We start from the raw sequence: 25,473 nt of genomic DNA, 5'->3' as shown, positions 1-25,473 counted from the left end.
GCCGCCGACGGCGCACAGGCGACGCGCGCGATGATGGCCAGCCGCGGCCGCGCCGCCCGCCTTGGACCGCGCAGCGTGGGCCATCTGGACCCCGGCGCGGTATCGGCCGCGGCGCTGCTGGACAGCCTGGCGCACTGGGCCCGGCGCCGCGCGGAGGGGTCGCGCCCATGACCACCACCCCCCGCCAGCCCCTGCGCTTTGGCGAGGACCCGCTGCTGTGGGCGTCCTGGCTGTATTATCAGGAGGGCCTGACCCAGGGCGACATCGCCACACAAATGGGCGTGTCCCGCGCCTCGGTGAACGCCTATCTGGCGGATGCGCGCACCCGCGGCATCGTCTCGATCGAGATCGACCCCGAACGGTTCCGCGCGCTGAGCCTGGCGCAGGCGATGCAGGACCATTTCGGCCTGACCGACTGCCTGGTGATCCCGTCCGAAGGCGGCGACAGCCCGCTGATCGACCGGCTTGGCGCGGCCGCGGCGCAGGTGCTGTCGCGTCTGGCGCGGTCGGCCGACACCATCGCGGTGACCTGGGGACGGACCGTCCTGTCGATGGCCAGCCGCGTCGACCGCACCGGGCTGCAGGACCTGCGCGTGGTGCAGGCGACGGGCGGGACCACCGCCAAGATCCCCTGGACGCCCGAAGCCTGCGCGACGCGGCTGGCGGAATCGATGGGCGCGCGGTGCATCCCGATCTCGGCCCCGGCGATCGTGTCGTCGCCCGACATGCGCGCGCTGCTGCTGCGAGAGCCGGTGGTGGCAGAACAGATGGCGGTGCTGGCGCAGGCCAACCGGATCGTGCTGGGCATTTCCTCGCTGCGGCCGGAAAGCACCATCCACAGCAGCGGCTTTTTCGACGACGTGGCCATGCACGCCCATTACCACGCCGCGGTGGGCAGCATCGCGGGGCGACTGATCGACGCCCAGGGCCAGCCCGTCGACGGTCCGCTGGAGGGGCGGACCATCGGCATCGACCTGGGCGGCCTGCGGTCCGTGCCCTGCCGGATCGGCGTTGCAGGGGGCATGGACAAGGTCCAGGCGATCCTGGCCGCGCTGCGCGGGAACTACATCAACGTGATGGTGACCGATGCCGACACCGCCCGCGCCATCCTGACCTCCGAAGGGCATGACGACACACCCGCGCGGCGCCGCGACCAGGTAGCCCAGCCCCTGCCCGAACGCCTGCGGGTCAAGAAGTTCATCAACCGCCCCCAGGACGCCGTGAACGAGACGGTGGCGGGCGCGCTGCTGGCGCATGAGGACATGCTGGCCCCCATCACCGGTGCGCCGCGCGCCCTGCGGGCCACGGGCGCCCCTCGGGCGGGCAAGGTCGGCCTGGTCATCGGCGGCGGGTCGGGGCACGAGCCGGGGTTCTTCGGCTATGTCGGGCGCGGGCTGGCGGATGCGGTGGCGATCGGCAACGTCTTTGCCGCACCGCCGCCCGACCCGATCCTGGCGGCGACGCTGGCCGCAGATGGTGGGGCGGGCGTGCTGCACATCTTCGGCAACTTCTCGGGCGATCTGATGAACTTCGAGATGGCGGCCGAGATGGCCGCCGCCCGCGGCGTGCCGGTGCGCACCATCGTGACCACCGACGACATCGCCTCGGCCCCCATCGACACGCGGGCGGCGCGGCGCGGGGTGGCGGGCAATGTCTTCGTCTTCAAGGTCGCGGGGGCCGCCTGCGACCGGATGCTGCCGCTGGAAACCTGCGCGGGGCTGGCGCTGCGCGCCAACCAGCGCTGCTACACGATGGGGATCGCGCTGGAACCGGGCGCCTCGGTCGACAGCCAGAAGCCCAGCTTTCGCCTTGGCGCAGGTGACATGGAGATCGGCGTGGGCGTGCATGGCGAACGCGGCATCGCCCGTGCGCCCCTGGCCAGCGCGGACGGCGCCGCCGACCTGATCGTGGACCGCATCCTGGACGAGATGCGCCCCGCCGAGGGCGACCGGGTCGCCCTGTTGGTGAATTCGCTTGGCGGCACGCCCAAGATGGAGCTGTACATCCTGAACCGCCGGCTGCGTGAACGTCTGCGCGCACGGGGCGTGCAGGTGCATCGCACGCTGATCGGGCATTACTACACCTCGCTGGACATGGCAGGCGTGTCGATCACCGCGTTGCACCTGGACGAGGAACTGACCGCCCTGATCGACCACCCCTGCCATTCCCCGGCCTGGACGCAGCCCTAGGCGGCCCGTCGCGGCCTGCAACCCAGCCATGCCTTGCCGATCGCCGCGCAAATCGCCATGTTAGCGCCTGACAGACCTGAAAGGATGACCCATGACCGCCCGCCGTTTCGATGCCGTGATCTTTGATCTGGATGGCACCCTGCTGGCCACCGAACAGATGACCATCGAGACCGGAGAGGCGGCGCTGGCCCGCATGGGACGCGTGGCCCCCGACGGGCTGCTGGCATCGCTGGTGGGCATCGACGAGCCGACCTCGCGCGGGATCCTGCGCGACCACCTGGGCGCGGATTTCGACTTTCCGCACCTGGACCGGATGTGGGCCGAGGCGATGATCGAACGGCGCGACCGCGACGGAATCCCGCTGCGCCCGCATGTCCACACGCTGCTGGACGCGCTGCGGGTGGCGGGACTGCCCTTTGCCATCGCGACCTCCAGCACCGGCGATCAGGCGCGGGAAAAGCTGGCGGCGGCGGGGCTGACCGACAGCTTTGACATCGTGGTGACGCGCAGCGACGTGCCCAGCCCCAAGCCCGCCCCCGACGTCTATCTGCTGGCGGCCCGCCGGCTTGGGATCGAGCCCGCCCGCTGCCTGGCCTTCGAGGACAGCGATGTCGGCGCCATCGCCGCACGCGCGGCCGGGATGACAGTCGTGCAGGTGCCCGACATGGTGCCCCTGTCGGGAGAGAATGCCGACTTTCTGGCGACCGACCTGATCGCGGGCGCCCGGGGCATCGGCCTGCTGGCTGCCTGACCCGGTTGTGGCCCCCGCGGCGCCCCGCTAAGGTGGCGCTGTGCCCGAGGGATCGATGACCGACACCAAGCCCGCCTACCAGGTTCTGGCCCGGAAATACCGGCCCGAAACGTTCGCCGACCTGGTCGGACAGGACGCGATGGTCCGCACGCTGAAGAACGCGTTCGCCGCTGACCGCATCGCGCAGGCCTTCATCATGACGGGCATCCGCGGCACCGGAAAGACGACCACCGCGCGCATCATCGCCAAGGGCATGAACTGCATCGGACCCGACGGCCAGGGCGGCCCCACGACCGAACCCTGCGGCGTGTGCGAGCATTGCGTGGCGATCGCCGAAGGCCGCCATGTCGACGTGATGGAGATGGATGCCGCGTCCCGCACCGGCGTGGGCGATATCCGCGAGATCATCGAATCGGTGCATTACCGGGCCGCGTCCGCGCGCTACAAGATCTACATCATCGATGAGGTCCACATGCTGTCGACCAGCGCGTTCAACGCGCTGTTGAAGACGCTGGAGGAGCCGCCCCCGCATGTGAAGTTCATCTTTGCCACGACCGAGATCCGCAAGGTTCCGGTGACCGTCCTGTCGCGCTGCCAGCGCTTCGACCTGCGCCGGATCGAGCCCGAGGTGATGATCGCCCTGTTGCGCCGGATCGCCGCGGCCGAGGGTGCGACGATCACCGACGACGCGCTGGCGCTGATCACCCGCGCCGCCGAAGGGTCGGCCCGCGACGCGACCAGCCTGCTGGACCAGTCGATCAGCCATGGCGCGGGCGAGACCACAGCAGACCAGGTGCGTGCGATGCTGGGCCTGGCCGACCGCGGCCGCGTGATCGACCTGTTCGAGATGGTGATGCGCGGGGACGCCGCATCGGCGCTGACCGAGTTGCAGTCGCAATATGCCGATGGCGCCGATCCGGTCGCGGTGCTGCGCGACATGGCCGAGATCGTGCACTGGATTTCCGTCGTCAAGATCACGCCGGACGCGCTGGAGGATCCGACGATCTCTCCGGACGAACGGTCACGGGGCAAGGACCTGGCCGACCGGCTGCCGATGCGGGTCATGTCACGGATGTGGCAGCTGCTGCTGAAGGCGCTGGAGGAGGTGTCCGCCGCGCCCAACGCGATGATGGCCGCCGAGATGGCGATCATCCGCCTGACCCATGTCGCCGACCTGCCCGACCCCGAGGCGCTGATCCGCCGCGTCCAGCAGGCGCAGACGGCAGGAGAGTTCGCGCGTGGACCTTCGGTGGCGGGCGCGCCCGCGACCCAAGCCCCGCAGGCGATGCGCCGCGCTTGCCCGGTGCCGGCGGTCCAGGCGCACGGCGCCGCGGCCCAGGCCCTGGCCGTGACGCCCGAACTGGTCGAGAGCTATCCCGATTTCGCGTCCGTCATCGAGCTGATCACCCGGATGCGCGACATGACGCTGCTGGTCTTGGTGGAACGCCACGTGTCGCTGGTGCGCTACAGCCCCGGGCGGATCGAGTATCAGCCCCGCGACAACCCGCCCGCCGATCTGGCGCAGCGGCTGGCCGAGCGCCTGCGCGGCTGGACCGCCGGACAGCGGTGGGCCGTCACCATCACGAACGAGGACGGTGCCCCCACCATCGCCGAAACCCGCGAGGCGCAGGCCCGTGCCGACCGCGACCGTGCGCTGGCCCTGCCCATCGTGCAGCAGGTGCTGGCCGCCTTTCCCGGCGCGACCCTGACCGGCATCACCCGCGTCGCCCCGGAGGCCCAGGTCGCCGACCTGCCCGAGGGTGCGGCCAATCCCCATGACGGAACCGAAGGCCCGGTGGCCGAGGTTGAGGAATGGGACCCCTTCGAGGATGAGGACTGAACGATGATCAAGGGATTGGGCGGCTTTGGCGACATGGCCAAGATGATGAAGGCCGCCAAGGACATGCAGGACAAGATGGGCCAGATGCAGGAGGACATGGCCCGCATCACCGTGACCGGCGAATCCGGCGCGGGCCTGGTGCGCGCGACCTGCACCGCCAAGGGCGAACTGACCGCGCTGGAGATCGACCCGTCGATCTTCGTGCCGTCGGAAAAGGAGGTGGTCGAGGACCTGATCCTGGCCGCCATCAAGGACGCCCAACGCGCCGCCGAGGAGAAGATGCAGGCCGAGATGTCGCGCATGACCGAAGGCCTGGGCCTGCCCCCCGGCATGAAGCTGCCCTTCTGAGCGGCATGGAGCAGGGCGGCGACGACATCCAGGCGCTGATCGCGCTGATGGCGCGGCTGCCCGGGCTGGGCCCGCGATCCGCCCGCCGCATCGTGCTGCAGCTGGTGCGCCGGCGCAGCCAGCAGATGGTGCAGCTGTCGCAACTGCTGGACCGGGTGGCGCAGAACTCGCGCGAATGCGTGGTCTGCGGCAACATCACCGACCGTGACGAATGCGCGATCTGCACCGATCCGGCCCGCGCGACCGGAGAGATATGCGTGGTTCAGGACGTGGCCGACCTGTGGGCGCTGGAACGCGGCCGGGCCTTTCGCGGCCGCTATCACGTGCTGGGCGGCACGCTGTCGGCGCTGGACGATGTGGGACCGGAGGACCTGGGGATCCCCACCCTTCTGGCGCGCATTGACGACGAAAGCATCACCGAGGTGATCCTGGCGCTGAACGCCACCGTCGACGGCCAGACAACCGCGCATTACATCGCCGATGCGCTGGAGGGGTCACCGGTGACGGTGACGGGCCTGGCCCAGGGCGTGCCCATCGGCGGAGAGCTGGATTACCTCGACGACGGCACCATCACCGCTGCCTTGCGCGCGCGTCGCAGGCTGTAACGACAAAAGGCCGCGTCGGGGGACGCGGCCTTTCCATCGGATCTTGGGCGGACGGGGGGTCCGGGGGGCTGGCCCCCCGGCCCTCGCGGGACGCGTTCAGGCGTCCAGCTTGCCGACACGCGCCGGGGTCTTGGCGATCTCGATCCGGCGGGGCTTCAGCGCCTCGGGGATCTCGCGGACCAGATCGATATGCAGCATCCCGTCGACATGGCTGGCGCCATCGACGCGGACATGGTCGGCCAGCGTGAACTTGCGCTCGAACGCACGCGTGGCGATGCCGCGATGCAGGAAGGTCCGGCCCTCGTCCTCGTCCGCCTTGCGGGCCGACACGATCACGGCGCCGTCGCGGACCTCGACGTTCAGGTCGTCGGCGGCAAAGCCGGCCACCGCGATCGAGATGCGATAGGCGTCCTCGCCGGTCTTCTCGATGTTGTAGGGGGGATAGGTGGTGCTGGCCACGTCGGCGGTCATGGCGCGGTCCATGACGTCGGCCAGACGGTCGAAGCCGACGGAAGCCCGGTACAGCGGGGTCAGGTCGAAATTACGCATGTGTCACATCCTGTTCAAAGCGATGTCAGAGTTGCCCCCCGAAACTGGGCGGGCAGGGAAACCGACGCCGTCATGGCCGCCGGTTTCCTGAATCTAGATCTCCCGAACCGCGTTTCAAGACCCCAATGCGGCAGGTTTCGGCCCGCCCGTGGCCCAGTCCAGCAGCTCGACCGTGTGCACCACCGGTACCTGCGTCCCGCCGCCGATCTGCATCATGCAGCCGATATTACCCGCCGCGATCACCTCGGGTGCGACCGCCTCCAGCGTCTCGACCTTGCGCGCCTTCAGCTCCGACGACAGTTCCGGTTGCAGCAGGTTATATGTCCCCGCCGACCCGCAGCACAGATGCGGGTTCGCGGGCTCCAGCACGGTGAAGCCCATGCCCGACAGCAGGTCCTTGGGCGCCGACCGGATCTGCTGGCCGTGCTGCAGCGAACAGGCCGAATGATAGGCGACGCGCATTCCCTGCCCCTGATCGCCTGCCCGCGCGGGCAGGCCCAGCCCGACCAGGAACTCGGTCACGTCACGGGCCAGGCCCGCGACACGGCGCGCGTCGGCCTCCATTGGGTCGCCCTTGAACAGGTGCCCGTAATCCTTGATCGTCGTTCCGCAGCCCGAGGTGTTGATGATCACCGCGTCCAGCGCACCCCCCTCTTCGGCCGCAAGCAGGCGGCGGATGCTGTCGCGGGCGCGGGCCTTGCCGTCAGCCTCCTGCCCCATATGCAGGGTCAGCGCGCCGCAGCAGCCGAAATCCTGCGGGATCACGACCTCTACCCCCGCCCGCTGCAGCAGGCGGATGGTGGCATCGTTGATGTCGGTGTTCAGCGCCCGCTGCGCGCAGCCGACCATCAGCGCGACCCGCGCGCGTCGGGTGCCCTGCGCCGGGAAGGTCTGGCCGTCGTCGTTTCGGCTGACCGGGGGGATCGACCTGGGCGCCATGTCCAGCATCGCGCGCAGGCGGCGATCCGGCATCAGCCCCTTGAAAGGCCGCGCGATCCGCGCGCCCATCAGCGCCAGCCGGAACCGGCCCGGATGCGGCAGCACGAATTTCAGCACCCACCGCAGGAAGCGGTCGGCGACGGGACGGCGATAGGTCTCCTCGATATGCTCTCGTGCATGTTCCAGCAGGTGACCGTAATGCACGCCCGACGGACAGGTCGTCATGCAGGACAGACAGCCCAGACAGCGGTCGATGTGCTTGACCGTCTTTTCGTCCGCCGGCCGGCCGGATTCCAGCATCTCCTTGATCAGGTAGATACGGCCGCGGGGGCTGTCCAACTCGTCCCCCAAGACCTGATAGGTCGGGCAGGTCGCCGTGCAAAAGCCGCAATGCACGCAGGTCCGCAGGATCTTGTTCGACCGCGCGGTCAGCGGGTCGGACAGCTGTTCGGGCGAGAAATGGGTCTGCATCAGGCAAGATTTCCAAACAGGCCGCGCGGGTCGAACCGTGCCCGCAGGTCACGCTCCAGCCGGTCGGTCAGGGGGTCGGGGGCGGGCAGGATGCCCGGCGCGCCGCTGATGCGGCGGGCATGGCCCGAAAAGGTCGGCAGGTCGGGCATCTGCCCGCGCGGCAGGCGGACATAGATCAATGCCCCGCCCCAGTCCAGCGACCGGGGTTCCGGCAGGCGCGCCAGCAGGGCCGGCGCCTCGCTTGGCCGACAGGTGATGCGCCAGGTGTCCAGGTCGGGGTGGTGGCTGGTCCGGCACAGCAGATCCCAGGCCTCCGGGTCGCCCTCCCGCACGGTACCGAAGGCGGACAGGCGCGCGGTCAGGTTCGCCGCGCGTGCCTTGACCGATGCCGCCAGCCCCTCGACCCGGATCAGCGCGCCGTGGCCGGGCAGCCACGCCGCACCGGACACGTCGAAGGGGCCGCCAAGCGCGCTGGACAGGGCCGGGATGGCGGCCGCGGCGTCCAGGTCCGGCAAAGCCAGGGTCGCGGTCACGGGCGGGATGGGGGCCGTACGAAAGCTGATCTCGGTCAACGCGCCCAAGGTACCGCGGCTGCCGGCCATCAGCTTGACCAGGTCATAGCCGGTGACATTCTTCATCACCCGCCCGCCATTGCTGACGATCTGGCCCTGCCCGTCCACGAAGCGGACGCCGATCATCGCGTCGCGCGCGGCCCCGGCCTGAACCCGGCGCGGGCCGCTGGCATTGGTCGCGGCCACGCCGCCGATGGTCGAGCCGGTCGTGACCGGGGGTTCAAACCCCAGCATCTGGCCTTCGGCGGCCAAGGTCTGGCGCACCTCCTCCAGCGGGGTGCCCGCACGAACAACCAGAGTCAGCGCCTCGGGTTCGTACAGCGTCACGCCGGTCAGCGCGGTCGTGTCGATCCGGTCCCCCTGCCCCTCTCCGGGCCACAGGCGCGTGGCGCCACCGGTCACGGCGATCGGGCCGCGGGCGTCGCGGATCATCTGGGCCAGCTGGCCCTCGGTCTCAGGCCGCATCGGCGGGCCGATTCAGGCGGCGGTCGCGGCGCGGGGCGCTGACGTCCAGGGGAAAGACCTTGGCCGCGTTCAACAGCCAGTGCGGATCGAACGCATCCTTGACCAGCATCTGCGCCTCGAGGTCGTTGGGGGCGAACTGTTCGCTCATCAGGTCTCTCTTTTCGATGCCCACGCCATGTTCGCCGGTCAGGCAGCCTCCGACCTTGATGCACAGCCGCAGGATGTCGGCGCCAAGCGCCTCGGCCAGGTCCAGGTCGCCCGGCTTGTTGGCGTCATAGATGATCAGGGGATGCATGTTGCCGTCGCCCGCGTGAAACACGTTCGACACGGCAAGCCCGTATTGCCGCGACAGATCGCCGATGCCCGCCAGGACCGTGGGCAGGGCCGTCACCGGGATCGTGCCGTCCAAGCAGATATAGTCGCCCATGCTGCCCATCGCGCCAAAGGCCGATTTCCGGCCCTTCCAGATGCGGGCGGATTCGTCGTCGGACCGGCTCTCGCGGAACTCGACCGGGTCGAAGGTCATGGCGATGTCGCGGATCAGGGTCAGCTGTTCGTCGATCTCGGGGCCCGTGCCCTCGACCTCGACAATCAGCAGCGCCTCGCAGTCGGGATAGCCCGCGCCCGAAAATTCCTCGGTCGCCTTGATGCAGGGGGCGTCCATGAACTCGATCGCGACCGGGATGATACCCGCCCGGATGATCGCGGCGACGCAGGCGCCCGCGGTCTCGGCTGCGGCAAAGCCGATCAGCGCGGGCCGCGCGCCTGCGGGTTTGGGCAGGATGCGCAGGGTCGCCTCGGTCACGATGCCCAACTGGCCCTCGGACCCGCAGACGACACCCAGAAGATCAAGCCCCGGCCCCTCGCCCATCGGACCGCCCAGATGCACGACCGAGCCGTCCATCAGCACGACCGTGACGCCCAGGAGGTTGTTGGTGGTGACCCCGTATTTCAGGCAATGCGCGCCGCCCGAATTCATCGCGATATTGCCGCCGATGGCGCAGGCCAATTGGCTGGACGGGTCGGGCGCATAGAAGAATCCCAGACCGTCCACCGCACCCGACACCGACAGGTTCGTGCGTCCCGCCTGGACCCGGATCAGCCGGTCGCCGGGGGCGATCTCCAGCACGTCGGTCATGCGCGACAGGCCGATGACGACCGCGTCTGCGGTGGGCATGGACCCGCCCGCAAGGCTTGTCCCCGCGCCGCGCGGCACGACCGGCACGCGCAGGTCGTGGCACAGGCGCAGCAGGCGCGACACTTCCTCGGTGCTGCGGGGCAGGACCACGGCCAGAGGCGCGCAGCGATAGGCCGACAGCGCATCGCATTCATAGGCCCGCGTTTCCGCAGGGTCGTCGATGACCGCGTCGGGCAGCGCCTGCCGCAACGCCTGGGTGATCGCCTGCCTGCGCGCCAGGATGGACGCGTCGGGTGGGGGCATCTGCATCATGGCCGGTTCTCCTCCCTGCCTGTCGTCCCGACGGTATGCCGCGTCACGGGGGGTTTCAAGGCGCGATGTCCGGCCCTAATGTCGCGTCATGAACCTGCTGGACCAGATTTCCGCCGCTCCGATGGCCCTGCGCGACATGGCCGCGCTGGCGTTCCTGTTCGTCGCCTGGCTGGGGATCGGCTGGTTCACCGAACGCCCGCCGGCGGGGCGGCCGTCGGTCTCGGTGCTGATGACGCGCTATCGCCGGGAATGGATGCGCCATTTCGTTGAGCGCGACCCGCGCATCTTCGACGGCAACATCCTGGCCAGCCTGCGCGAGGGGACGGCGTTCTTTGCCAGCGCCTGCATGATCGCCACGGGCGGTCTGCTGGCGCTGATCGGCAACGGCGAGCGGCTGCGCAGCGTCGCCAGCGGGCTGGAGCTGACGCCCACCGCCGGCACGGGGTGGGAACTGCGCCTGCTGGTGCCGATGTTCTTCGTGGTGAACGCGTTTCTGAAGTTCGTCTGGGCGCACCGGCTGTTCGGCTATTGCGCGGTGATGATGGCGGCGGTCCCGAACCGCGCCGACCACCCCGAGACGATGGACCGCGCCATGCAGGCGGCCGATCTAAACATCACCGCCGCCCGCAGCTTCAACGCCGGGCTGCGCAGCGTCTATTTCGCGCTTGGCGCGCTTGGCTGGCTGACCGGCGCTTGGACGCTGATGCTGGGCACGGCGATCGTGCTGTGGGTCACGTGGCGGCGCGAATTCGCGTCCACCTCGCGCCAGGTCATCCTGCGGTCGCTGCCGCCCCCGATGCTGTCCGCCGGGCTTTCCGGTCCTGTCGGACAGCGATCGTCAGCACCACCGCCCCCGCGGCCGTAAGCGCCACGCCCACCAGCCCCGGCGCTCGCCACCCCCATCCGGCCGCCAGCGCCAGCCCGGCCAGGAAGGGTCCAAGCGCGTTGGCCGCGTTGAAGGCCGCGTGATTCATCGCCGCCGCCATGTTCTGGGCCGACCCCGCCACATCCATCAGCCGCGTCTGCAGCGGAATGACCAACCCCGCACCGGCGGCGATCAGGAAGGACGACAGCACCATCAGCGGCCAGCTGCCCACGACCAAGGCTGCGAACCCCTGGGTCGCGGCCATCGCGGCCAGGCTGGCGAATGCCGCACGGTCGATGCCCAGGATCTCGGTCAGGCGGCCGGCGCCCCAGGTGCCCAGGGTACCGCCCACGCCAAAGGCCGCCAGCGTCAGCGGGATCACGTATCCCGGCGCGTCGGTGGTGGCCAGGATCGCCGCCGTCAGGAAGGCATAGACCGCGAACAGCCCGCCAAACCCGATGGCCCCCACGGCCAGCACCCACAGGACGCGCGGGTTGCGCAGCGCCGCCAGTTCGTCCCACGGGCGGGCGTCGGGATTGCCGCCGACGCGGGGCGCCACGCGCAGGATCAGCCAGGCCGACAGCAGCGCGATCACGCCGGGCAGCGCAAAGCCCCACCGCCAGCCGATGCTTTGCCCCATCCAGCCCGCCAGCGGCACGCCGACGATGTTGGCGATGGTCAGCCCCAGCAGCACCCGTGCCGCGCCCCGGGCCCGCTGTCCCACGGGCAGCGCGTCCGCCGCGTAAAGCATCGCGACGCCCAGAAAGCCGCCATGCGGCAGGCCGGCCAGGAACCGCACCCCGACCAGCGTCGCCAGCCCCGGCATGAAGGCCGCCAGCAGGTTCACGACGCCGTAAAAGGCCATCAGCGCCGCCAGATAGCGCCTGCGCGGCAGCCGCGCGCCCAGCATCGCGGTGACCGGCGCGCCGACCACGACGCCAAGGGCATAGGCGCTGATGACGTGCCCGGCCTGCGGCTCGGTCAGGGCCAGGTCGGCGGCGAAATAGGGCAGCAGGCCCATGGCCGCGAATTCGGACGTGCCGATGGCGAACGCGCCAAGCGCCAGCGCCAGGATCGCGGCGCGAAAATCAGGGTTAGAGGTCATGCGAAGTTCCTGGGACGGGGGTGTTAGCCCTCACACCAGCTTGGGCCGGTTTTGGCAAGCCCTGCGGGGACAGGTCAGCCTTGCATCATGTGCAAGGCATCACAGCAACCCGCGCTGGACCGCGACCCAGATCGCCAGCGCGGCCACCACCATCACCCCGAACGCGACCGAGGCGCCAAAGCTGACCGCCCTGCCCTGCCAGCGGGTGATCTCGCCCAAGGGGCGCAGATGCGCGGCCAGCGCCGCGTGATCGCGCGCCAGACGCTCGGCGGGCAGCTGCCGCGCAACCTTGGGCTGGGACGACAGGCGGTCGGCCTCGGCCAGGCGGGCCGCACGACGGCGCAGGCGCGCCGGCAGCGCCCCCCCGCGGCGGTTCAGCATCACCGAAAGCGGCGGCCGTTCGCCGCGCCGTGCGCCGCCGAACCGGGACGCGATCAGGACCGCGATCTCGTCGGCCATGACGGGAATGTCTTCGAAGCTGTGACCCTTGCGCATCATCGGGTCAGGATAGACGGGATGGCAGCCGCGCGCCAGACGCCGTAAGCTGCCCGAATGAAGCTGAATCACACCGCCGCGGGCCCCGAGGGCGCCCTTCCCGTCCTGCTGGTGCACGGACTGTACGGCCAGGGCCGCAACCTGGGCGCGCAGGCCCGCAGGCTGGCGCAGACGCGCCGCGTGGTCACCGTCGACCTGCGCAACCATGGCGACAGCCCCCAGGACATGGATGCCGACTATGCCGCGCTGGCGGGCGATCTGGCCCGACTGATCGGCGATCTGGGCGGGCGGGTCGATCTGGTCGGCCATTCGATGGGCGGCAAGGCGGCGATGGTGCTGGCGCTGACGCAGCCCGACCTGGTGCGGCGGCTGGTGATCATGGACATCGCGCCCATCGCCTATGACCATGACCAGACCCGCTATATCGACGCGATGGAGGCGCTGGATCTGTCCTCGATCACCCGTCGCAGCCAAGCCGATGCGGCGATGGCCGCGGACGTGCCCGAACCGGGCGTGCGCGCGTTCCTGCTGCAGAACCTGGACTTCAAGGCCACGCCGCCCGCGTGGAAGCTGAACCTGCCCGCGCTGCGCGCGGCAATGCCGCAGATCGTGGGCTGGCCCGACGACCTGCCGCAAGGCAGCTTTCCCGGCAAGGTCATGGCCCTGCGCGGGGCCCGGTCCGATTATGTCGCCGATGCCGGAGAAGCCGCCCTGCGCGCCCATTTTCCGCAGGTGCGCATCGTCACGCTGAAGGATGCCGGGCACTGGCTGCATGCCGACGCGCCAGAGGCCGTGGCCGAAACGCTGGTCAGCTTTCTGGGCGACGGCCGCTAGCAGCGCAGATCGACCAGTGCGACGGCCGAATGGGGGCCGCCCTGCGGGGTCAGGCTGTTGTCGATGGGCCGGCATCCGGTGGCCTGGGCGGCCGCGCGCATCATAAGGTCGGGCATACGGCCGCGATCGGCGCGGCGCAGGCGGTCCAGCCTGATCACCTGCGCCTCGGTCCCGCGGGGATAGACGGCAAAGCGCATGCCATCGACCGTCACGTCCTGACGCGCGGCGACCAGGAAACCGGGCGACGGGGTGGTGCAGCCCGACAGGGCCAGCATCAGGGCAAGGGGGGCGGTCATGCGCATCATGCCCCGATCATCGCCCGGCAAGGTTAACGGCAGGTTAATCCTGCCGCTGCTCCTCCAGCCGGTCGGCCAGCGATTCGGCCCGGGCGGCCAGCTCGGCCATCGCCTCGCGCAGGTCAGAGGGAATCACCGGAACCTCGACGCGGGGCGGGTTCTGCTGCAGCCGATTGATGTGGCGTTCGGCCTTTTCGGCGCGATCCTCCAGCGTGGCGAAACGGTCGGCCAGCATCAGCCCGGCCAACAGCAGCAGGCGCGGCTCGGGGACGCGACCGGCCTGTTCCAGGATTTGGCGCGCCTCTCCGTCCAGGATGGCGGCGGCGCGTTGCAGCAGACGTTCCTCGCCATCGGCGGCGCCGACGCGGTATTCCTTGTGTCCGATGGTGAATTCGACCTCGGCCATGTCAGCGCTCCTCGTGGTTGGGCGGCAGATCCTCGGGCAGACCGCCCGCATCGCCCCCGGCCTCGTCCGGCACGGCGCCGTCCAGGATCGGCGGTTCGTCGGCCAGCAGGCGCTCCAGCTCTGCCATGATCTCGCTCATCTGCGCCATCTCGGCGGCGCGGGCGGCGCGCAGGGCGGACAGTTCGGCCTGCAGGGCGGCCATCTGTTCATCGGCCCCGATGCCGCCGGTCTCCTGCGCCTCCAGAAGGTCGCGGTTGGCGGTGATCAGTTCCTCGTTGGCGGCGGACAGGCCCGCGGCCTGTTCCGTCGCGGCGTCCAGACGGGCCTGCAGCTCGGCCAGGGCGCCGTCATCGGCGGCGGCGGACGGGGCTGGTGCCGCCGCTTCGGCCGGACGTGGGGGCACGTCAAGCATCTTGTCCATCCGGTCAAGCGCGGCGCGCAGCCTGCGTTCGCTGGCAGTGATGTCGCTCATGGCGCGGGTCCTTTGGTGGCGTCTGAAAGACGTTTTCGCATTGCGGGCCCGGTAAGACAAGAACGGGCGGGAAAACCCGCCCGTTCCTTTCAATTATCCAGGGGTCAGCGCAGCTCTCGATGCTCGGCCATCAGGCCCTTGACCAGGGCATAGCACGCGCCCAGCAGCACGATGGCGAAGGGAAAGCCCGTCGACACCGCCATCGCCTGCAACGCGACCAGGCCGCCGCCCACCAGCAGGGCGATGGCGACCGCCCCTTCGATGGCGACCCAGAAGATGCGCTGCGGGACGGGGGCGTTGATCTTGCCGCCCGCCGCGATCGTGTCGATGACCAGCGATCCGCTGTCCGACGAGGTCACGAAAAACACGATCACCAGCACGATCCCCACCAGCGAGGTGATGGAGGCCAAGGGCAGCTGCCCCAGCATGGTGAACAGCTCCAGTTCCAGCGGCGCATCCAGGATGCCCGAGAAACCGCTGACGGTCAGGTCGATGGCCGTGCCGCCAAGCGCCGTCATCCACAGGATCGAGATCAGCGAAGGGACGATCAGCACCGCGATCAGGAACTGCCGCACGGTGCGGCCGCGGCTGACGCGGGCGATGAACATGCCGACAAAGGGCGACCAGCTGATCCACCATGCCCAATAGAACGCGGTCCAGCCGTGGCGGAAGTTGTCGTCCGTGCGGCCGAAGGGATTCGACAGCGGGATCAGTTCGGCACCATAGGCGCCCAGGTTGCTGAAGAAGCCGCCCAGGATGGCCATGGTCGGCCCCACCGCGATGACGAAGATCAGCAGCACGATGGCCAGGATCATGTTCAGCTCGGACAGGCGCTTGACGCCCTTTTCCACGCCGAGGACGACCGAGGCCCCGGCGACGAAGGTGATGCCGACGATCAGCAGGATCTTGTTCAGGCCGGTGTTCTGGAACCCGAACAGATAGGCCAGCCCGGCCATCGCCTGTTCCGCGCCCAGACCCAGCGAGGTCGCAAGGCCGAAGATCGTGGCCAGCACCGCCAGGATGTCGATGACGTGGCCCGGCCAGCCCCAGATCCGTTCGCCGAAGATCGGATAGAAGACCGAGCGCAGCGTCAGCGGCAGCCCCTTGTTATAGGCGAACAGGCCCAGTGCCAGCGCCACCACCGCATAGATCGCCCAGGGGTGCAGACCCCAGTGGAAGATCGTCGCGGCCATGCCGATGCGGCGCGCGGCATCGGGGTCGTCGACGGCGCCGCCCAGCGGGGCCCAGTCGGTGCGCACGCCCCCCTCGGTCACCGGACCGCCCAGCGCGGCCTCGAAATGGCCCAGCGGTTCGCTGACCCCATAGAACATCAGGCCGATGCCCATGCCCGCCGCAAACAGCATCGCGAACCAGCCGGTCAGGCTGAAATCGGGCGTGGCTTCGGGTCCGCCAAGACGGATCCGGCCAAGCGGCGACACGATCAGCGCCAGGCACAACAGCACGAAGACGTTGCCGGCCAGCATGAAGAACCAGTCCAGGTTCGATGTCAGCCCGTCGCGGATGCCCCCGAACAGGGGTTCCAGCTGGCCGGGAAACATCAGGGTGGCGACGGTGAACAGCACCACCGCCGCGGCAGAGATGCCGAAGACCGGGTTGTGGATGTCGAAGGGCACCTTGCCCTGATGCTCGATGTTGTCCTGACCGATGGTATAGTCAGTCTCGATGATCTCTGTCGGGCCTTCGGGCTCGGGCAGCGGCTCGATGCCGTCATCGGGGGCGGGGGCGGGCTCTGCCTTGGGCGGCGGGGCCTTGGGGGCATGGGGCGGGTAACGGCCGCTCAGGGCGTCCTGTTCGCGCGTCCGGTCGCGGGGGGTGCCCGGCGTTCCCGGACCTTTCGGTGGTGTTTGTGACATCTGTCCCTTTCAGATTTGGTCTCGAACGGGTGGCAGGTCCTTGGACCCTTGGCGGAAATCCGCCGCGGAGGCTCACTCCTTCTCACATTTCGGTCAGAAAGGCCACTGCCGGACATTTGGTTCCCACCGGCCCGCCCGGCCCGACCGTTGACTTTGCCGGCGACCGTGACCAAGCATTCGCGTTTTGCGCCGTGGCGAGGACCCGATGGGAAAAGTGAACCGCAGCTTTGTCGTGATCGGGCTTGGCGCCTTCGGCAGCGTCGTGGCCGCCGAACTGGCGCGGTTCGGCAACCAGGTCATGGGCATCGACAAGGACCCGCGGCGGGTGGCGGCGCTGGCAGAACAGCTGCCCGCGTCGCTGATCCTGGACGCCACCGACGAAGGCGCGCTGCGCGAGGCGGGCGTCGACCGCTATGACGTGGGGCTGGTGTCGATCGGCAACAACCTGGAAAGCAACGTGATCGCCGCGATGAACCTGCGGCTGGTCGGCGTGGGCACGGTCTGGGCCAAGGCCGACAACCGCACCCATCACCGCATCCTGTCCAAGATCGGCGCAGACCGCGTCGTCATGCCGGGGCTGGAGATGGGCCGCCACACCGCGCAGATGCTGAACAACCCGGCGGTCCAGGACTATGTCAGCCTGGGCAACGGCTATTCGGTGGTGAACCTGATGATCCCGCACCGCCTGTCGGGCCGCACCCTGTCGCAGCTGAACCCCGGCCCGGGGATCGAGATCCTGGGCATGATGCGCGGCACCGAATATCGCGACATCCGCGGAGAGGACCCGGTCCTGCAGGCCAACGACCGCCTGCTGCTGCTGGGCAAGCGGGTCGACCTGACCGGTTTCGGCGACCGGCTGTGAAGCGGCCCCGCCCCTCGGCGCTGCGGCGCTGGCTAGCGCGCACGCCGCCGCCGGCCGTGCTGGCGGTGGGGTACCTGACCCTGATCGCGGTGGGCGGCCTGCTGCTGATGCTGCCGCCGATGACGCACACGCCGATCACGCTGTCGGATGCGCTGTTCACCTCGACCTCGGCGGTGACGGTGACGGGGCTGAACGTAGTCGACACAGAACTGGTCTATGCGTTCTGGGGACAGCTGGTCATCGCGGTGCTGATCCAGCTGGGCGGGCTGGGCCTGATGACCTTCGCGGTGCTGATCTGGTCGGCCCTGGGCCGCCCCCTGGGCATCACCCAGGGCACCTATCTGCGCGAGGATCTGAACCAGACCTCGTACGGCAAGCTGACGCGGCTGGTCTGGACCATCCTGCGTATCGTCGTCATGGCCGAGGTCGCGGGCGCGATGCTGCTGTGCCTGTCCTTCATGCCCCATCACGGGCTGGGCCCGGGGCTGTGGCATGCGATCTTCCATTCCGTCTCGGCGTTCAACAACGCGGGCTTCTCGACCTTCTCTCCGGGGCTGACGGGATACGCGCTGGACCCGGTGGTCAACGTGGTGATCCCGGTCCTGTTCATCGCGGGCGGCATCGGCTACGTCGTCATCGCCGACCTGTACCAGCGCGCGTTCTGGCGCGGCTGGTCGCTGCACACGCGGATGATGATGGTCGGCACCGCCATCCTAATCGTAGGCGGCGTCGCCATGACCGCGATCCTGGAATGGGACAACCCCAACACGCTGGCACAGTATCACAGCATCACCGCCCGCCTGACCGTCGCGTGGTTCCAGGGCGTGACCACCCGCACCGCGGGGTTCAATTCGACCGACATCGCGGGGTTGGAGGATTCCACCTCGTTCATGTACATGATTCTGATGATCATCGGTGCCGGCCCCACGTCGACGGGCGGCGGGCTCAAGGTGACGACCGTCTTCGTGATGCTGCTGGCGACCTGGGCGTTCCTGCGCCGCCGGACCGAGGTGACGGGGTTCGGCAGGTCCATCCCCCTTGGCGACGTGCTCAAGGCGATGGCGCTGATGGCGATGGCCTCGGCCGTCATCGTCACCGCGATCTTTCTGCTGCTGATCAGCGAGGGCGGCGATTTCGTCGACATCGCGTTCGAGGTTTCGTCGGCCTTCGGCACGGTCGGCCTGTCGCGGGCCTATACGCCTGAACTATCCGAATTCGGGCGCGCGGTCATCATGGTGGTGATGTTCCTGGGCCGGGTCGGGCCGCTGACCCTGGGGTTCTTCCTGGCCACGCGGATGGTGCCGCGGGTGCGATATCCCGCGGGCCAAGTGCACCTTGGCTGATGCGCCCGCCGCCCCTATAAGGCGCCCTGACAGGAAGGACATCCCATGCGCCAGGCGACCATCACCCGCAAGACCTCGGAAACCTCGATCGAGGTGACGCTGAACCTCGACGGCACCGGGGTCTATGACAACCGGACCGGCGTGGGCTTCTTCGATCACATGCTGGACCAGCTGTCGCGCCACTCGCTGATCGACATGACCATCCGCGCGGAGGGCGACCTGCATATCGACGACCACCACACGGTCGAGGATACCGGCATTGCCATCGGCCAGGCCCTGGTCGCGGCACTGGGCGACAAGAAGGGCATCCGCCGTTACGGCAGCTTCCTGCTGGCCATGGACGATTCGCTGGTCCGCGCGGCGCTGGACCTGTCGGCGCGGCCCTATCTGGTCTGGAACGTCGATTTTCCGTCGGAGAAGATCGGCACGTTCGACACCGAACTGGTGCGCGAGTTCTTCCAGGCGCTGTCCACGCATGGCGGCATCACGCTGCATGTGGACCGCCTGCACGGGTTGAACAGCCACCATATCGCCGAGGCCGCCTTCAAGGCCGTGGCCCGCGCGCTGCGCGAGGCGGTCGAGCCCGATCCGCGCATGGCGGGCGTGCTGCCCTCGACCAAGGGGGCGCTGTGATGCGGGTCGCGCTGGTCGATTACGACAGCGGCAACCTGCATTCGGCCGAAAAGGCGTTCCAGCTGATGGGCCGCGACGCGGGCGCCGAGGTCGTCGTGACCTCCGACCCCGAAGTCGCCGCCCGCGCCGACCGCATCGTGCTGCCCGGCGACGGGGCCTTTCCCGCCTGCCGCACCGCCCTTGGCGAGGTGGACGGCATGGCCGAGGCGATCCAGGACGCGGTGATCACCCGCGGCGTGCCCTTCATGGGCATCTGCGTCGGCATGCAGATGCTGGCCACCACGGGCCATGAATACCGCGAGACGCCCGGCCTGGACTGGATCGGCGGAGAGATCCGCGCCATCGCCGCCCCCGGCCTCAAGGTGCCGCATATGGGCTGGAACGATCTGGTCATCGACCGCCCCCACCCCGTGCTGGAGGGGATCGCGACCGGCGATCACGCCTATTTCGTCCACAGCTGGCAGTTCCAGGTAACGGACCCCGCCCATCTGTTGGCCCATGTCGATTACGGCGGGGCGGTGACGGCGGTGGTCGGGCGCGACAATATCGTCGGCACCCAGTTCCACCCCGAGAAGTCCCAGGCCGTGGGCCTGCGCCTGATCGCCAACTTCCTGCGCTGGAACCCCTGAGGGGTCACTGGACCTCGGGCGCCGTTTGCGGTCATGTGCCGCAAACGGACAGGAGAGAGTGATGGATGATCTGGAACGCCGCATCGCCGTGGCCCGGGGCGATCAGCCCGCCGACCTGATCCTGCGCGGCGGCCGGGTCTTCGATCTGATCACCGGCACGATGATGGCGGGCGACGTGGCGATCTGCGGCGACCGCATCGCAGGCATCGGCGATTACGCCGCCGACCGCGTGATCGACGTCACCGGGCTGATCCTGGTGCCGGGCTTCATCGACACGCATCTGCATGTCGAAAGCAGCCTGGTCACGCCCTTCGAGTTCGACCGCTGCGTGACGCCCCGCGGCGTCACCACGGCCATCTGCGACCCGCACGAGATCGCCAATGTCATCGGCCTGGACGGAATCCGGTATTTCCAGGCGGCCTCCGAGCATCTGCTGATGGACCTGCGGGTGCAGCTGTCCTCCTGCGTGCCGTCCACCGAGATGGAGACATCCGGCGCGCGGATCGAGGCGGGGGATCTGGCGCAGGTCATGGGCCACCCCTCGGCCATCGGGTTGGCCGAATTCATGAACTATCCCGGCGTGATCCACCGCGATCCGGGCGCGATGGCCAAGCTGCGCCTGTTCGCGGGCGGCCATATCGACGGGCATTGCCCGCAACTGACGGGTCTGGACCTGAACGCCTATGTCGCCGCCGGCATCCGCACCGAGCATGAGGCCACGACCGCCGAGGAGGCGCTGGAAAAGCTGCGCAAGGGGATGCGCGTCCTGATCCGCGAAGGCTCGGTCAGCAAGGACCTGGACGCGCTGCAGCCGATCCTGACCGAGGCGACCAGCGCCTATCTGTGCCTGTGCACCGACGACCGCAATCCGCTGGACATCGGAGAGCATGGGCATCTGGACTACATGATCCGCCGGCTGATCGCGCTTGGCACATCGCCGCTGGCGGCCTATCGCGCGGCGTCGCTGTCGGCGGCCGAGGCCTTTGGGCTGAGGGATCGCGGACTGATCGCGCCGGGCCTGCGCGCCGATATCGTGGCCATCGACAGCCTGGAGGGGTGCCACGCGCAGCTGGTCCTGACCGGCGGGCGGATCGTCGATGCCGCGGCCTTCGCCGCGCGCGGGACGGTGGCGCCGGTGGGCCGCGCCTCGGTCAAGGCGCCCAAGGTGACGCCGCAGGATTTCCGCTGCACCGGCAACCGCACGGAAACCCCGGTGATCGGCATCCTGGAAGGCAAGATCATCACCGAACACCTGACCCATGACATCCCGCCGCAGGACGGCGACAAGTGCCCCGATCCCGCGCGCGATCTGTCCCGCATCGCGGTGATCGAGCGGCATGGGCGCAACGGCAACATCGCCACGGGCTTCGTGCAGGGGTTCGGGCTGGCGCGCGGGGCCATCGCATCGACGCTGTGCCATGATCATCACAACATCGCCGTGGTGGGCGTCGATTACGCCGACATGGCGCTGGCGGCCAACCGGCTGACCGATCTGGAGGGGGGCTTCGTCGTGGCCTGCGACGGCCGCATCCTGGCCGAACTGCCCCTGCCGGTCGCCGGGCTGATGGGCCTTGAGCCGTTCGAGACCGTACGCGACACGCTGATCGCGCTGCGCGAGGCGGCCCGGACCCTGGGCACGACCCTGGAGGAGCCGTTCCTGCAGCTGGCCTTCCTTGCCCTGCCGGTCATTCCCGCACTGAAGATCACCGATCGCGGCATGGTCGATGTCGCGAAATTCGAGATCATCGCCCCCTGACCCCGCCGGCATAGGCGCGGGACGGGCACCAGGCCCGTCAGTCGCCCCGGACGCGCAACACCTCGGCCACGGCGCGCGCCACGGCATCGTCGATGCTCAGCGTGCTGGTGTCCAGCACGACCGCATCCTCGGCCGGGCGCAGCGGCGCCGTCGCCCTCTGGCTGTCGCGCAGATCGCGTTCGCGCAGTTGGGCCAGCATCTCCTGGGGGTCGGCGCCCAATTCCGCTGCGCGACGCGCCGCCCGCACCTCATCCGAGGCGACCACGTACAGCTTGACCGCCGCATCGGGACAGATGACCGTGCCGATGTCGCGCCCGTCCAGCACGGCGCCGGGGTCCTGCGCGGCAAAGCGGTGCTGGAACGCGACCAGGGCCTCGCGCACGTCGGGAATGGCCGCGATGCGGCTGGCGGCCTGACCCGCCTCGGCGCTGCGAAGGTCCGGGCGGGCCAGATCCTCCGCGTTCAGCGAATGGGCCGCCGCGACCGGATCGCCCCCCTTGGCGCCGGTCGCCCGGTACAGCAGACCCGTGTCCAGGTGGTGAAATCCGAACCGGTCGGCCAGCGCGCGGGCGATGGTGCCCTTGCCCGATGCGGCCGGTCCGTCGATGGCGATGATGAAGGGCATGGCAGGCGATCTGTCGGTTGGCGTTGAGAACGGAATGTCCCGCACCCTTCGCATGCCCGGGGCCACGCGTCCAGCACCCCCGCCCCCGGACCGCCACGCGCAATATTCAGATCACCGGCCATCGCGATATTTTCACGACATTACCCCTTGGCAATCTCTGCGCTGCGCCGTCCTATGGGACTTTAAGAACGCATTGAGTTTTAGACATAGATGTTATCAGGTTTTATCGAACGTCTTCTGGACGCCCCGACCATTGCCGACATCCGCTCCGTATTTCTGGAAGCGGTCGGCCAGCTTGGCTACGATCACGCCCTTTATGCCGCGCGTTTCATGCTGACGGTGCCCAGGGCGCTGTTGCGCGACAACCCCGTGGTCTTCAGCAACCTGCCCCCCGACCTGATCGAACAGGCCCAGCGGCTGCGCGACCTGGATCAGGACCCCTGGGTCGAATGGGTGCGCGACAATGACGGCGACATCGCGTCCGACGCGTTGCAGGACCAATTCGGCCTGTCGCGGTCCTTCGGGCTGGCGGCGGAACACGGGCTGGGCCATGCCCGCATCATCAGCCTGCGCGACAAGGTCCTTCACAGCGTGGGCGCGGTGGTGGTGATGCCGCGGCGGGGTGCCGATGCACAGGACCTGCAGGCGTCCTGGGCGCGGTCGGGCCGCGAGGTCCGGGTGCTGTCCTGGGTGATGCACATGCGCATCGCGACGATGCAGCGCAACCTGCCCAAGGCCACCCTGACCCCGCGCCAACGCGAGGTCCTGGGCTGGCGCTCGGCCGGCAAGACCGTCGGAGAGATCGCGGTGATCCTGGGCATCACCGCCGCCACCGTGGAAAAGCACATGCGCCTGGCCCGCGAGGCCCTGGGGGTCGAGACGACGCCCCAGGCCGTGCTCAAGGCCCATGTGACGCATCAGCTGTTCCAGCCTGCCGCCGCCTCGCTGAGGCTGGGGGGCCAGGGGTAGGGTTTTCCACCGTTTCGCCCGCCCCCGAAACCGCGTCACATCGCGACGTTCCGTGAGTGGTGACACGCAAGTGTCAGGAACAGGCGGCGTGCGGCAAGGTTGCCTTGGCCGGGCGCCGCCACCAAGGTCCGGAACGCGAAATGCCGGCCCAGGGGGCCGGCATTCGTGTCGTTCGATCAAGAAGGGATCACGCACCGCTGAGGGTCTTGGCGACCTCGGCTGCGAAATCCTCTTCCTTCTTCTCGATGCCTTCGCCGACCATCACGCGGGCATAGCCGGTGATCTGGACGCCGGCCTCGGCCGCGGCCTGCTCGACCGTCAGGTCGGGGTTCATCACGAAAGCCTGACCCAGCAGCGTGTTCTCGGCCACGAACTTCTTCATCCGGCCCGGGATGATGTTGTTCTGGATGACGGCCTCGGGCTTCGGCTTGGCCGAAGAGGCGTTCTCTTCCAGAGCCTTGGCGGTCTGGACCTGCAGTTCGCGCTCCAGCGCGGCGGGATCCATGGTCGCTTCCGACAGCGAAACGGGGTTCGTCGCCGCGATGTGCATCGCGAACTGCTTGCCCACGGTCTGCGCCTTGTCCGCCGGACCCGACAGCGCGACCAGCACGCCGATCTTGCCCAGGCCGTCGGCGGCCGCGTTGTGCACGTAGGACACGACGGTCTCGCCTTCCAGCACCTGCACGCGGCGCAGGGTCAGGTTCTCGCCGATGCGGGCGATGGCGCCGGTCACGACGTCCGAGACGGGCTTGCCGTCCAGATCGGCGGCCTTCAGGGCCTCGATCTCGCCCGCGCCGTTCAGCGCGACGCCGGTGATGTCACGGACCAGCTGCTGGAAATCGGCGTTCTTGGCGACGAAGTCGGTCTCCGAGTTGATCTCGACGGCGACGCCGCGGCCACCCGAGACCTGCACGCCCACCAGACCTTCGGCGGCGACGCGATCGGCCTTCTTGGCGGCTTTCGCCAGACCCTTGGTGCGCAGCCAGTCGATGGCCGCTTCCATGTTGCCGTCGTTCTCGGTCAGGGCCTTCTTGGCGTCCATCATGCCTGCGCCGGTGGTCTCGCGCAGTTCCTTCACCATCGCTGCGGTGATTGCCATATCCGTCTCCTATCTGTTCAACGCGTCAGGCGGGGCATATCCCCGCCTGACGACAATCCGATGAATGGGTGGTTCCGGGGCGGATCAGGCCTCGGCTGCGGCCTCTTCGGTCGCCGGCTCGTCCAGCAGCTCTTCCGGCGCTTCGGCCAGCGAACCCAGGTCGACGCCCGACGCACCCATGTGCGCGGTCATGCCGTCCAGGGCCGCACGGCTGACCAGGTCGCAGTACAGCGCGATGGCGCGGGCCGCGTCGTCGTTGCCCGGGATGATGTAGTCGATGCCGTCGGGCGAGCAGTTGGTGTCGACCACGGCCACGACCGGGATGCCCAGCTTCTTGGCTTCCAGGATGGCCAGGTCTTCCTTGTTCACGTCGATGACGAACAGCAGGTCGGGAAGGCCGCCCATGTCGCGGATGCCGCCCAGCGAGGCTTGCAGTTTGGTCTGCTCGCGCTCCAGCTGCAGGCGCTCTTTCTTGGTCAGGCCCTCGGCGCCGCCGGCCATCGTCTCGTCGATCGCCTTCAGGCGGTTGATCGACTGGCTGACGGTCTTCCAGTTGGTCAGCGTACCGCCCAGCCAACGGTGGTTCATGTAGAACTGTGCCGACTTTTCAGCCGCTTCAGCGATGGACCGCTGTGCCTGGCGCTTGGTGCCGACGAACAGCACGCGGCCGCCCTTGGCGACGGTGTCGCGCACGACCTGCAGGGCCGCGTCCAGCATCGGCACGGTCTGCGTCAGGTCCAGGATGTGGATGCCATTGCGATCGCCATAGATGAACTCGCCCATGCGGGGGTTCCAGCGTTGGGTCTGGTGACCGTAGTGGACGCCAGCTTCAAGAAGCTGACGCAGCGAGAATTCGGGAAGCGCCATGAGGAGTTCCTTTCCGGTTTGCGCCTTGGCAGGGGGTCTCAGGGCGGATGCCCCAACCGGTGGACCGTTGCGGATATGTCCCGCAAGGCCCTCCCCTGCCTGTGAAGTAGGCGCGCGATAGCCCCTGTACGAGCGAAACGCAAGCGGATTCGCTGTGGCATTCC

The 25,473-nt window shown here is 68.9% G+C and carries 27 protein-coding genes; 14 read left to right on the top strand and 13 right to left on the bottom strand.

What is annotated here, in order from left to right:
* From FHD67_RS21195 to recR, 6 genes are all read left to right on the top strand, one after another.
* Positions 1-171 (top strand): DAK2 domain-containing protein (locus FHD67_RS21195; RefSeq protein WP_139598846.1); only part of this gene is annotated, 171 nt, incomplete at its 5' end.
* A complete protein-coding gene (locus FHD67_RS12355; protein WP_139598845.1) occupies positions 168-2,189 on the top strand; it encodes a bifunctional sugar-binding transcriptional regulator/dihydroxyacetone kinase subunit DhaK in 2,022 nt (673 codons plus the stop codon). The genes FHD67_RS21195 and FHD67_RS12355, both read left to right, overlap by 4 nt.
* 91 nt (positions 2,190-2,280) lie before the next feature.
* Entirely contained in the window at positions 2,281-2,940 is a 660-nt protein-coding gene (locus FHD67_RS12350) for an HAD family hydrolase (protein ID WP_139598844.1), read from the top strand.
* 55 nt (positions 2,941-2,995) lie between these two features.
* The gene (locus FHD67_RS12345; RefSeq protein ID WP_139598843.1) at positions 2,996-4,780 is read left to right on the top strand and encodes a DNA polymerase III subunit gamma/tau; all 1,785 of its coding nucleotides are present in this window, start codon (positions 2,996-2,998) and stop codon (positions 4,778-4,780) included.
* Between the two features lie 3 nt (positions 4,781-4,783).
* Positions 4,784-5,128: a YbaB/EbfC family nucleoid-associated protein gene (locus FHD67_RS12340; protein WP_045982936.1), complete on the top strand. Its 345-nt coding sequence runs from the start codon at positions 4,784-4,786 to the stop codon at positions 5,126-5,128.
* Between the two features lie 5 nt (positions 5,129-5,133).
* Positions 5,134-5,733, top strand: a complete 600-nt coding sequence (gene recR, locus FHD67_RS12335) for a recombination mediator RecR (RefSeq protein WP_139598842.1) — start codon at positions 5,134-5,136, stop codon at positions 5,731-5,733.
* A 96-nt stretch (positions 5,734-5,829) separates the two neighbouring features.
* Here the strand turns inward: recR and FHD67_RS12330 are convergent, their stop codons facing one another.
* The 4 genes from FHD67_RS12330 to FHD67_RS12315 form a co-directional block, all read right to left on the bottom strand.
* Positions 5,830-6,282: an Hsp20 family protein gene (locus FHD67_RS12330; protein ID WP_045982934.1), complete on the bottom strand. Its 453-nt coding sequence runs from the start codon at positions 6,280-6,282 to the stop codon at positions 5,830-5,832.
* A gap of 114 nt (positions 6,283-6,396) precedes the next feature.
* Positions 6,397-7,692: a glycolate oxidase subunit GlcF gene (gene glcF / locus FHD67_RS12325; protein ID WP_046001058.1), complete on the bottom strand. Its 1,296-nt coding sequence runs from the start codon at positions 7,690-7,692 to the stop codon at positions 6,397-6,399.
* On the bottom strand, positions 7,692-8,729 hold the full coding sequence (locus FHD67_RS12320) for an FAD-binding protein (RefSeq protein ID WP_139598841.1): 1,038 nt from the start codon (positions 8,727-8,729) through the stop codon (positions 7,692-7,694). The genes glcF and FHD67_RS12320 overlap by 1 nt, the downstream gene beginning before the upstream one ends.
* Positions 8,719-10,176 carry an FAD-linked oxidase C-terminal domain-containing protein gene (locus tag FHD67_RS12315; protein WP_139598851.1) on the bottom strand — a complete coding sequence of 486 codons (1,458 nt, stop codon included), beginning with the start codon at positions 10,174-10,176 and terminating at the stop codon, positions 8,719-8,721. Before FHD67_RS12315 ends, FHD67_RS12320 begins: the two co-directional genes overlap by 11 nt.
* A gap of 91 nt (positions 10,177-10,267) precedes the next feature.
* On the opposite strand from FHD67_RS12315, the gene FHD67_RS12310 reads away from it, so the two are divergent.
* A complete protein-coding gene (locus FHD67_RS12310; protein ID WP_046001060.1) occupies positions 10,268-11,044 on the top strand; it encodes a DUF599 domain-containing protein in 777 nt (258 codons plus the stop codon).
* Here the strand turns inward: FHD67_RS12310 and FHD67_RS12305 are convergent.
* Together FHD67_RS12305 and FHD67_RS12300 are read right to left on the bottom strand one after the other, a co-directional pair.
* On the bottom strand, positions 10,950-12,149 hold the full coding sequence (locus tag FHD67_RS12305; RefSeq protein WP_139598840.1) for an MFS transporter: 1,200 nt from the start codon (positions 12,147-12,149) through the stop codon (positions 10,950-10,952). The two genes, FHD67_RS12310 and FHD67_RS12305, sit on opposite strands and share 95 nt — an antisense overlap.
* A 99-nt stretch (positions 12,150-12,248) precedes the next feature.
* Positions 12,249-12,647, bottom strand: a complete 399-nt coding sequence (locus tag FHD67_RS12300; RefSeq protein WP_246071284.1) for a hypothetical protein — start codon at positions 12,645-12,647, stop codon at positions 12,249-12,251.
* A 54-nt stretch (positions 12,648-12,701) separates the two neighbouring features.
* On the opposite strand from FHD67_RS12300, the gene FHD67_RS12295 reads away from it, so the two are divergent.
* Entirely contained in the window at positions 12,702-13,478 is a 777-nt protein-coding gene (locus FHD67_RS12295; RefSeq protein WP_139598839.1) for an alpha/beta fold hydrolase, read from the top strand.
* On the opposite strand, the gene FHD67_RS12290 is transcribed toward FHD67_RS12295, so the two are convergent.
* The 4 genes from FHD67_RS12290 to FHD67_RS12275 form a co-directional block, all read right to left on the bottom strand.
* On the bottom strand, positions 13,475-13,774 hold the full coding sequence (locus FHD67_RS12290; RefSeq protein WP_139598838.1) for a hypothetical protein: 300 nt from the start codon (positions 13,772-13,774) through the stop codon (positions 13,475-13,477). The genes FHD67_RS12295 and FHD67_RS12290 overlap by 4 nt on opposite strands.
* Before the next feature lie 43 nt (positions 13,775-13,817).
* A complete protein-coding gene (locus FHD67_RS12285; protein ID WP_045982928.1) occupies positions 13,818-14,180 on the bottom strand; it encodes a cell division protein ZapA in 363 nt (120 codons plus the stop codon).
* 1 nt (position 14,181) lies between these two features.
* Positions 14,182-14,652 (bottom strand): hypothetical protein, encoded by a 471-nt coding sequence (locus FHD67_RS12280; RefSeq protein ID WP_176695113.1) that lies wholly within the window; start codon positions 14,650-14,652, stop codon positions 14,182-14,184.
* Positions 14,653-14,756: 104 nt separating this feature from the next.
* A complete protein-coding gene (locus FHD67_RS12275) occupies positions 14,757-16,526 on the bottom strand; it encodes a BCCT family transporter (RefSeq protein ID WP_139598837.1) in 1,770 nt (589 codons plus the stop codon).
* A gap of 205 nt (positions 16,527-16,731) precedes the next feature.
* Here FHD67_RS12275 and FHD67_RS12270 point away from each other — a divergent pair, with 205 nt between their 5' ends.
* From FHD67_RS12270 to ade, 5 genes are all read left to right on the top strand, one after another.
* Positions 16,732-17,388 carry a potassium channel family protein gene (locus FHD67_RS12270; RefSeq protein WP_045982927.1) on the top strand — a complete coding sequence of 219 codons (657 nt, stop codon included), beginning with the start codon at positions 16,732-16,734 and terminating at the stop codon, positions 17,386-17,388.
* Positions 17,385-18,731: a TrkH family potassium uptake protein gene (locus tag FHD67_RS12265; protein WP_232303356.1), complete on the top strand. Its 1,347-nt coding sequence runs from the start codon at positions 17,385-17,387 to the stop codon at positions 18,729-18,731. Before FHD67_RS12270 ends, FHD67_RS12265 begins: the two co-directional genes overlap by 4 nt.
* 45 nt (positions 18,732-18,776) lie before the next feature.
* Entirely contained in the window at positions 18,777-19,364 is a 588-nt protein-coding gene (gene hisB, locus FHD67_RS12260; protein ID WP_046001062.1) for an imidazoleglycerol-phosphate dehydratase HisB, read from the top strand.
* Positions 19,364-19,993: an imidazole glycerol phosphate synthase subunit HisH gene (hisH, locus tag FHD67_RS12255; RefSeq protein ID WP_046001063.1), complete on the top strand. Its 630-nt coding sequence runs from the start codon at positions 19,364-19,366 to the stop codon at positions 19,991-19,993. Before hisB ends, hisH begins: the two co-directional genes overlap by 1 nt.
* Positions 19,994-20,054: 61 nt before the next feature.
* Positions 20,055-21,749, top strand: coding sequence for an adenine deaminase (gene ade / locus FHD67_RS12250; protein WP_139598836.1), 1,695 nt, complete (start codon positions 20,055-20,057; stop codon positions 21,747-21,749).
* A 37-nt stretch (positions 21,750-21,786) separates the two neighbouring features.
* Here ade and FHD67_RS12245 read toward each other — a convergent pair whose 3' ends face one another.
* Complete coding sequence (locus FHD67_RS12245; RefSeq protein WP_046001065.1) at positions 21,787-22,374, bottom strand: (d)CMP kinase; 588 nt, start codon at positions 22,372-22,374, stop codon at positions 21,787-21,789.
* Between the two features lie 210 nt (positions 22,375-22,584).
* Between FHD67_RS12245 and FHD67_RS12240 the strand changes: the two genes are divergently transcribed.
* Positions 22,585-23,343 (top strand): helix-turn-helix transcriptional regulator, encoded by a 759-nt coding sequence (locus FHD67_RS12240; protein ID WP_052715295.1) that lies wholly within the window; start codon positions 22,585-22,587, stop codon positions 23,341-23,343.
* A 187-nt stretch (positions 23,344-23,530) separates the two neighbouring features.
* On the opposite strand, the gene tsf is transcribed toward FHD67_RS12240, so the two are convergent.
* Positions 23,531-24,442, bottom strand: a complete 912-nt coding sequence (tsf, locus tag FHD67_RS12235; RefSeq protein WP_127899006.1) for a translation elongation factor Ts — start codon at positions 24,440-24,442, stop codon at positions 23,531-23,533.
* A gap of 84 nt (positions 24,443-24,526) precedes the next feature.
* The gene (rpsB, locus tag FHD67_RS12230) at positions 24,527-25,309 is read right to left on the bottom strand and encodes a 30S ribosomal protein S2 (RefSeq protein ID WP_045982920.1); all 783 of its coding nucleotides are present in this window, start codon (positions 25,307-25,309) and stop codon (positions 24,527-24,529) included.
* Positions 25,310-25,473 lie beyond the last annotated feature (164 nt).

Origin of the sequence: Paracoccus haeundaensis, assembly GCF_006239215.1 — a bacterium.
Classification (GTDB): domain Bacteria; phylum Pseudomonadota; class Alphaproteobacteria; order Rhodobacterales; family Rhodobacteraceae; genus Paracoccus; species Paracoccus marcusii.
Note: the sequence above shows the minus strand (reverse complement) of the source record. Positions and strands in the feature narration are given on the sequence as shown.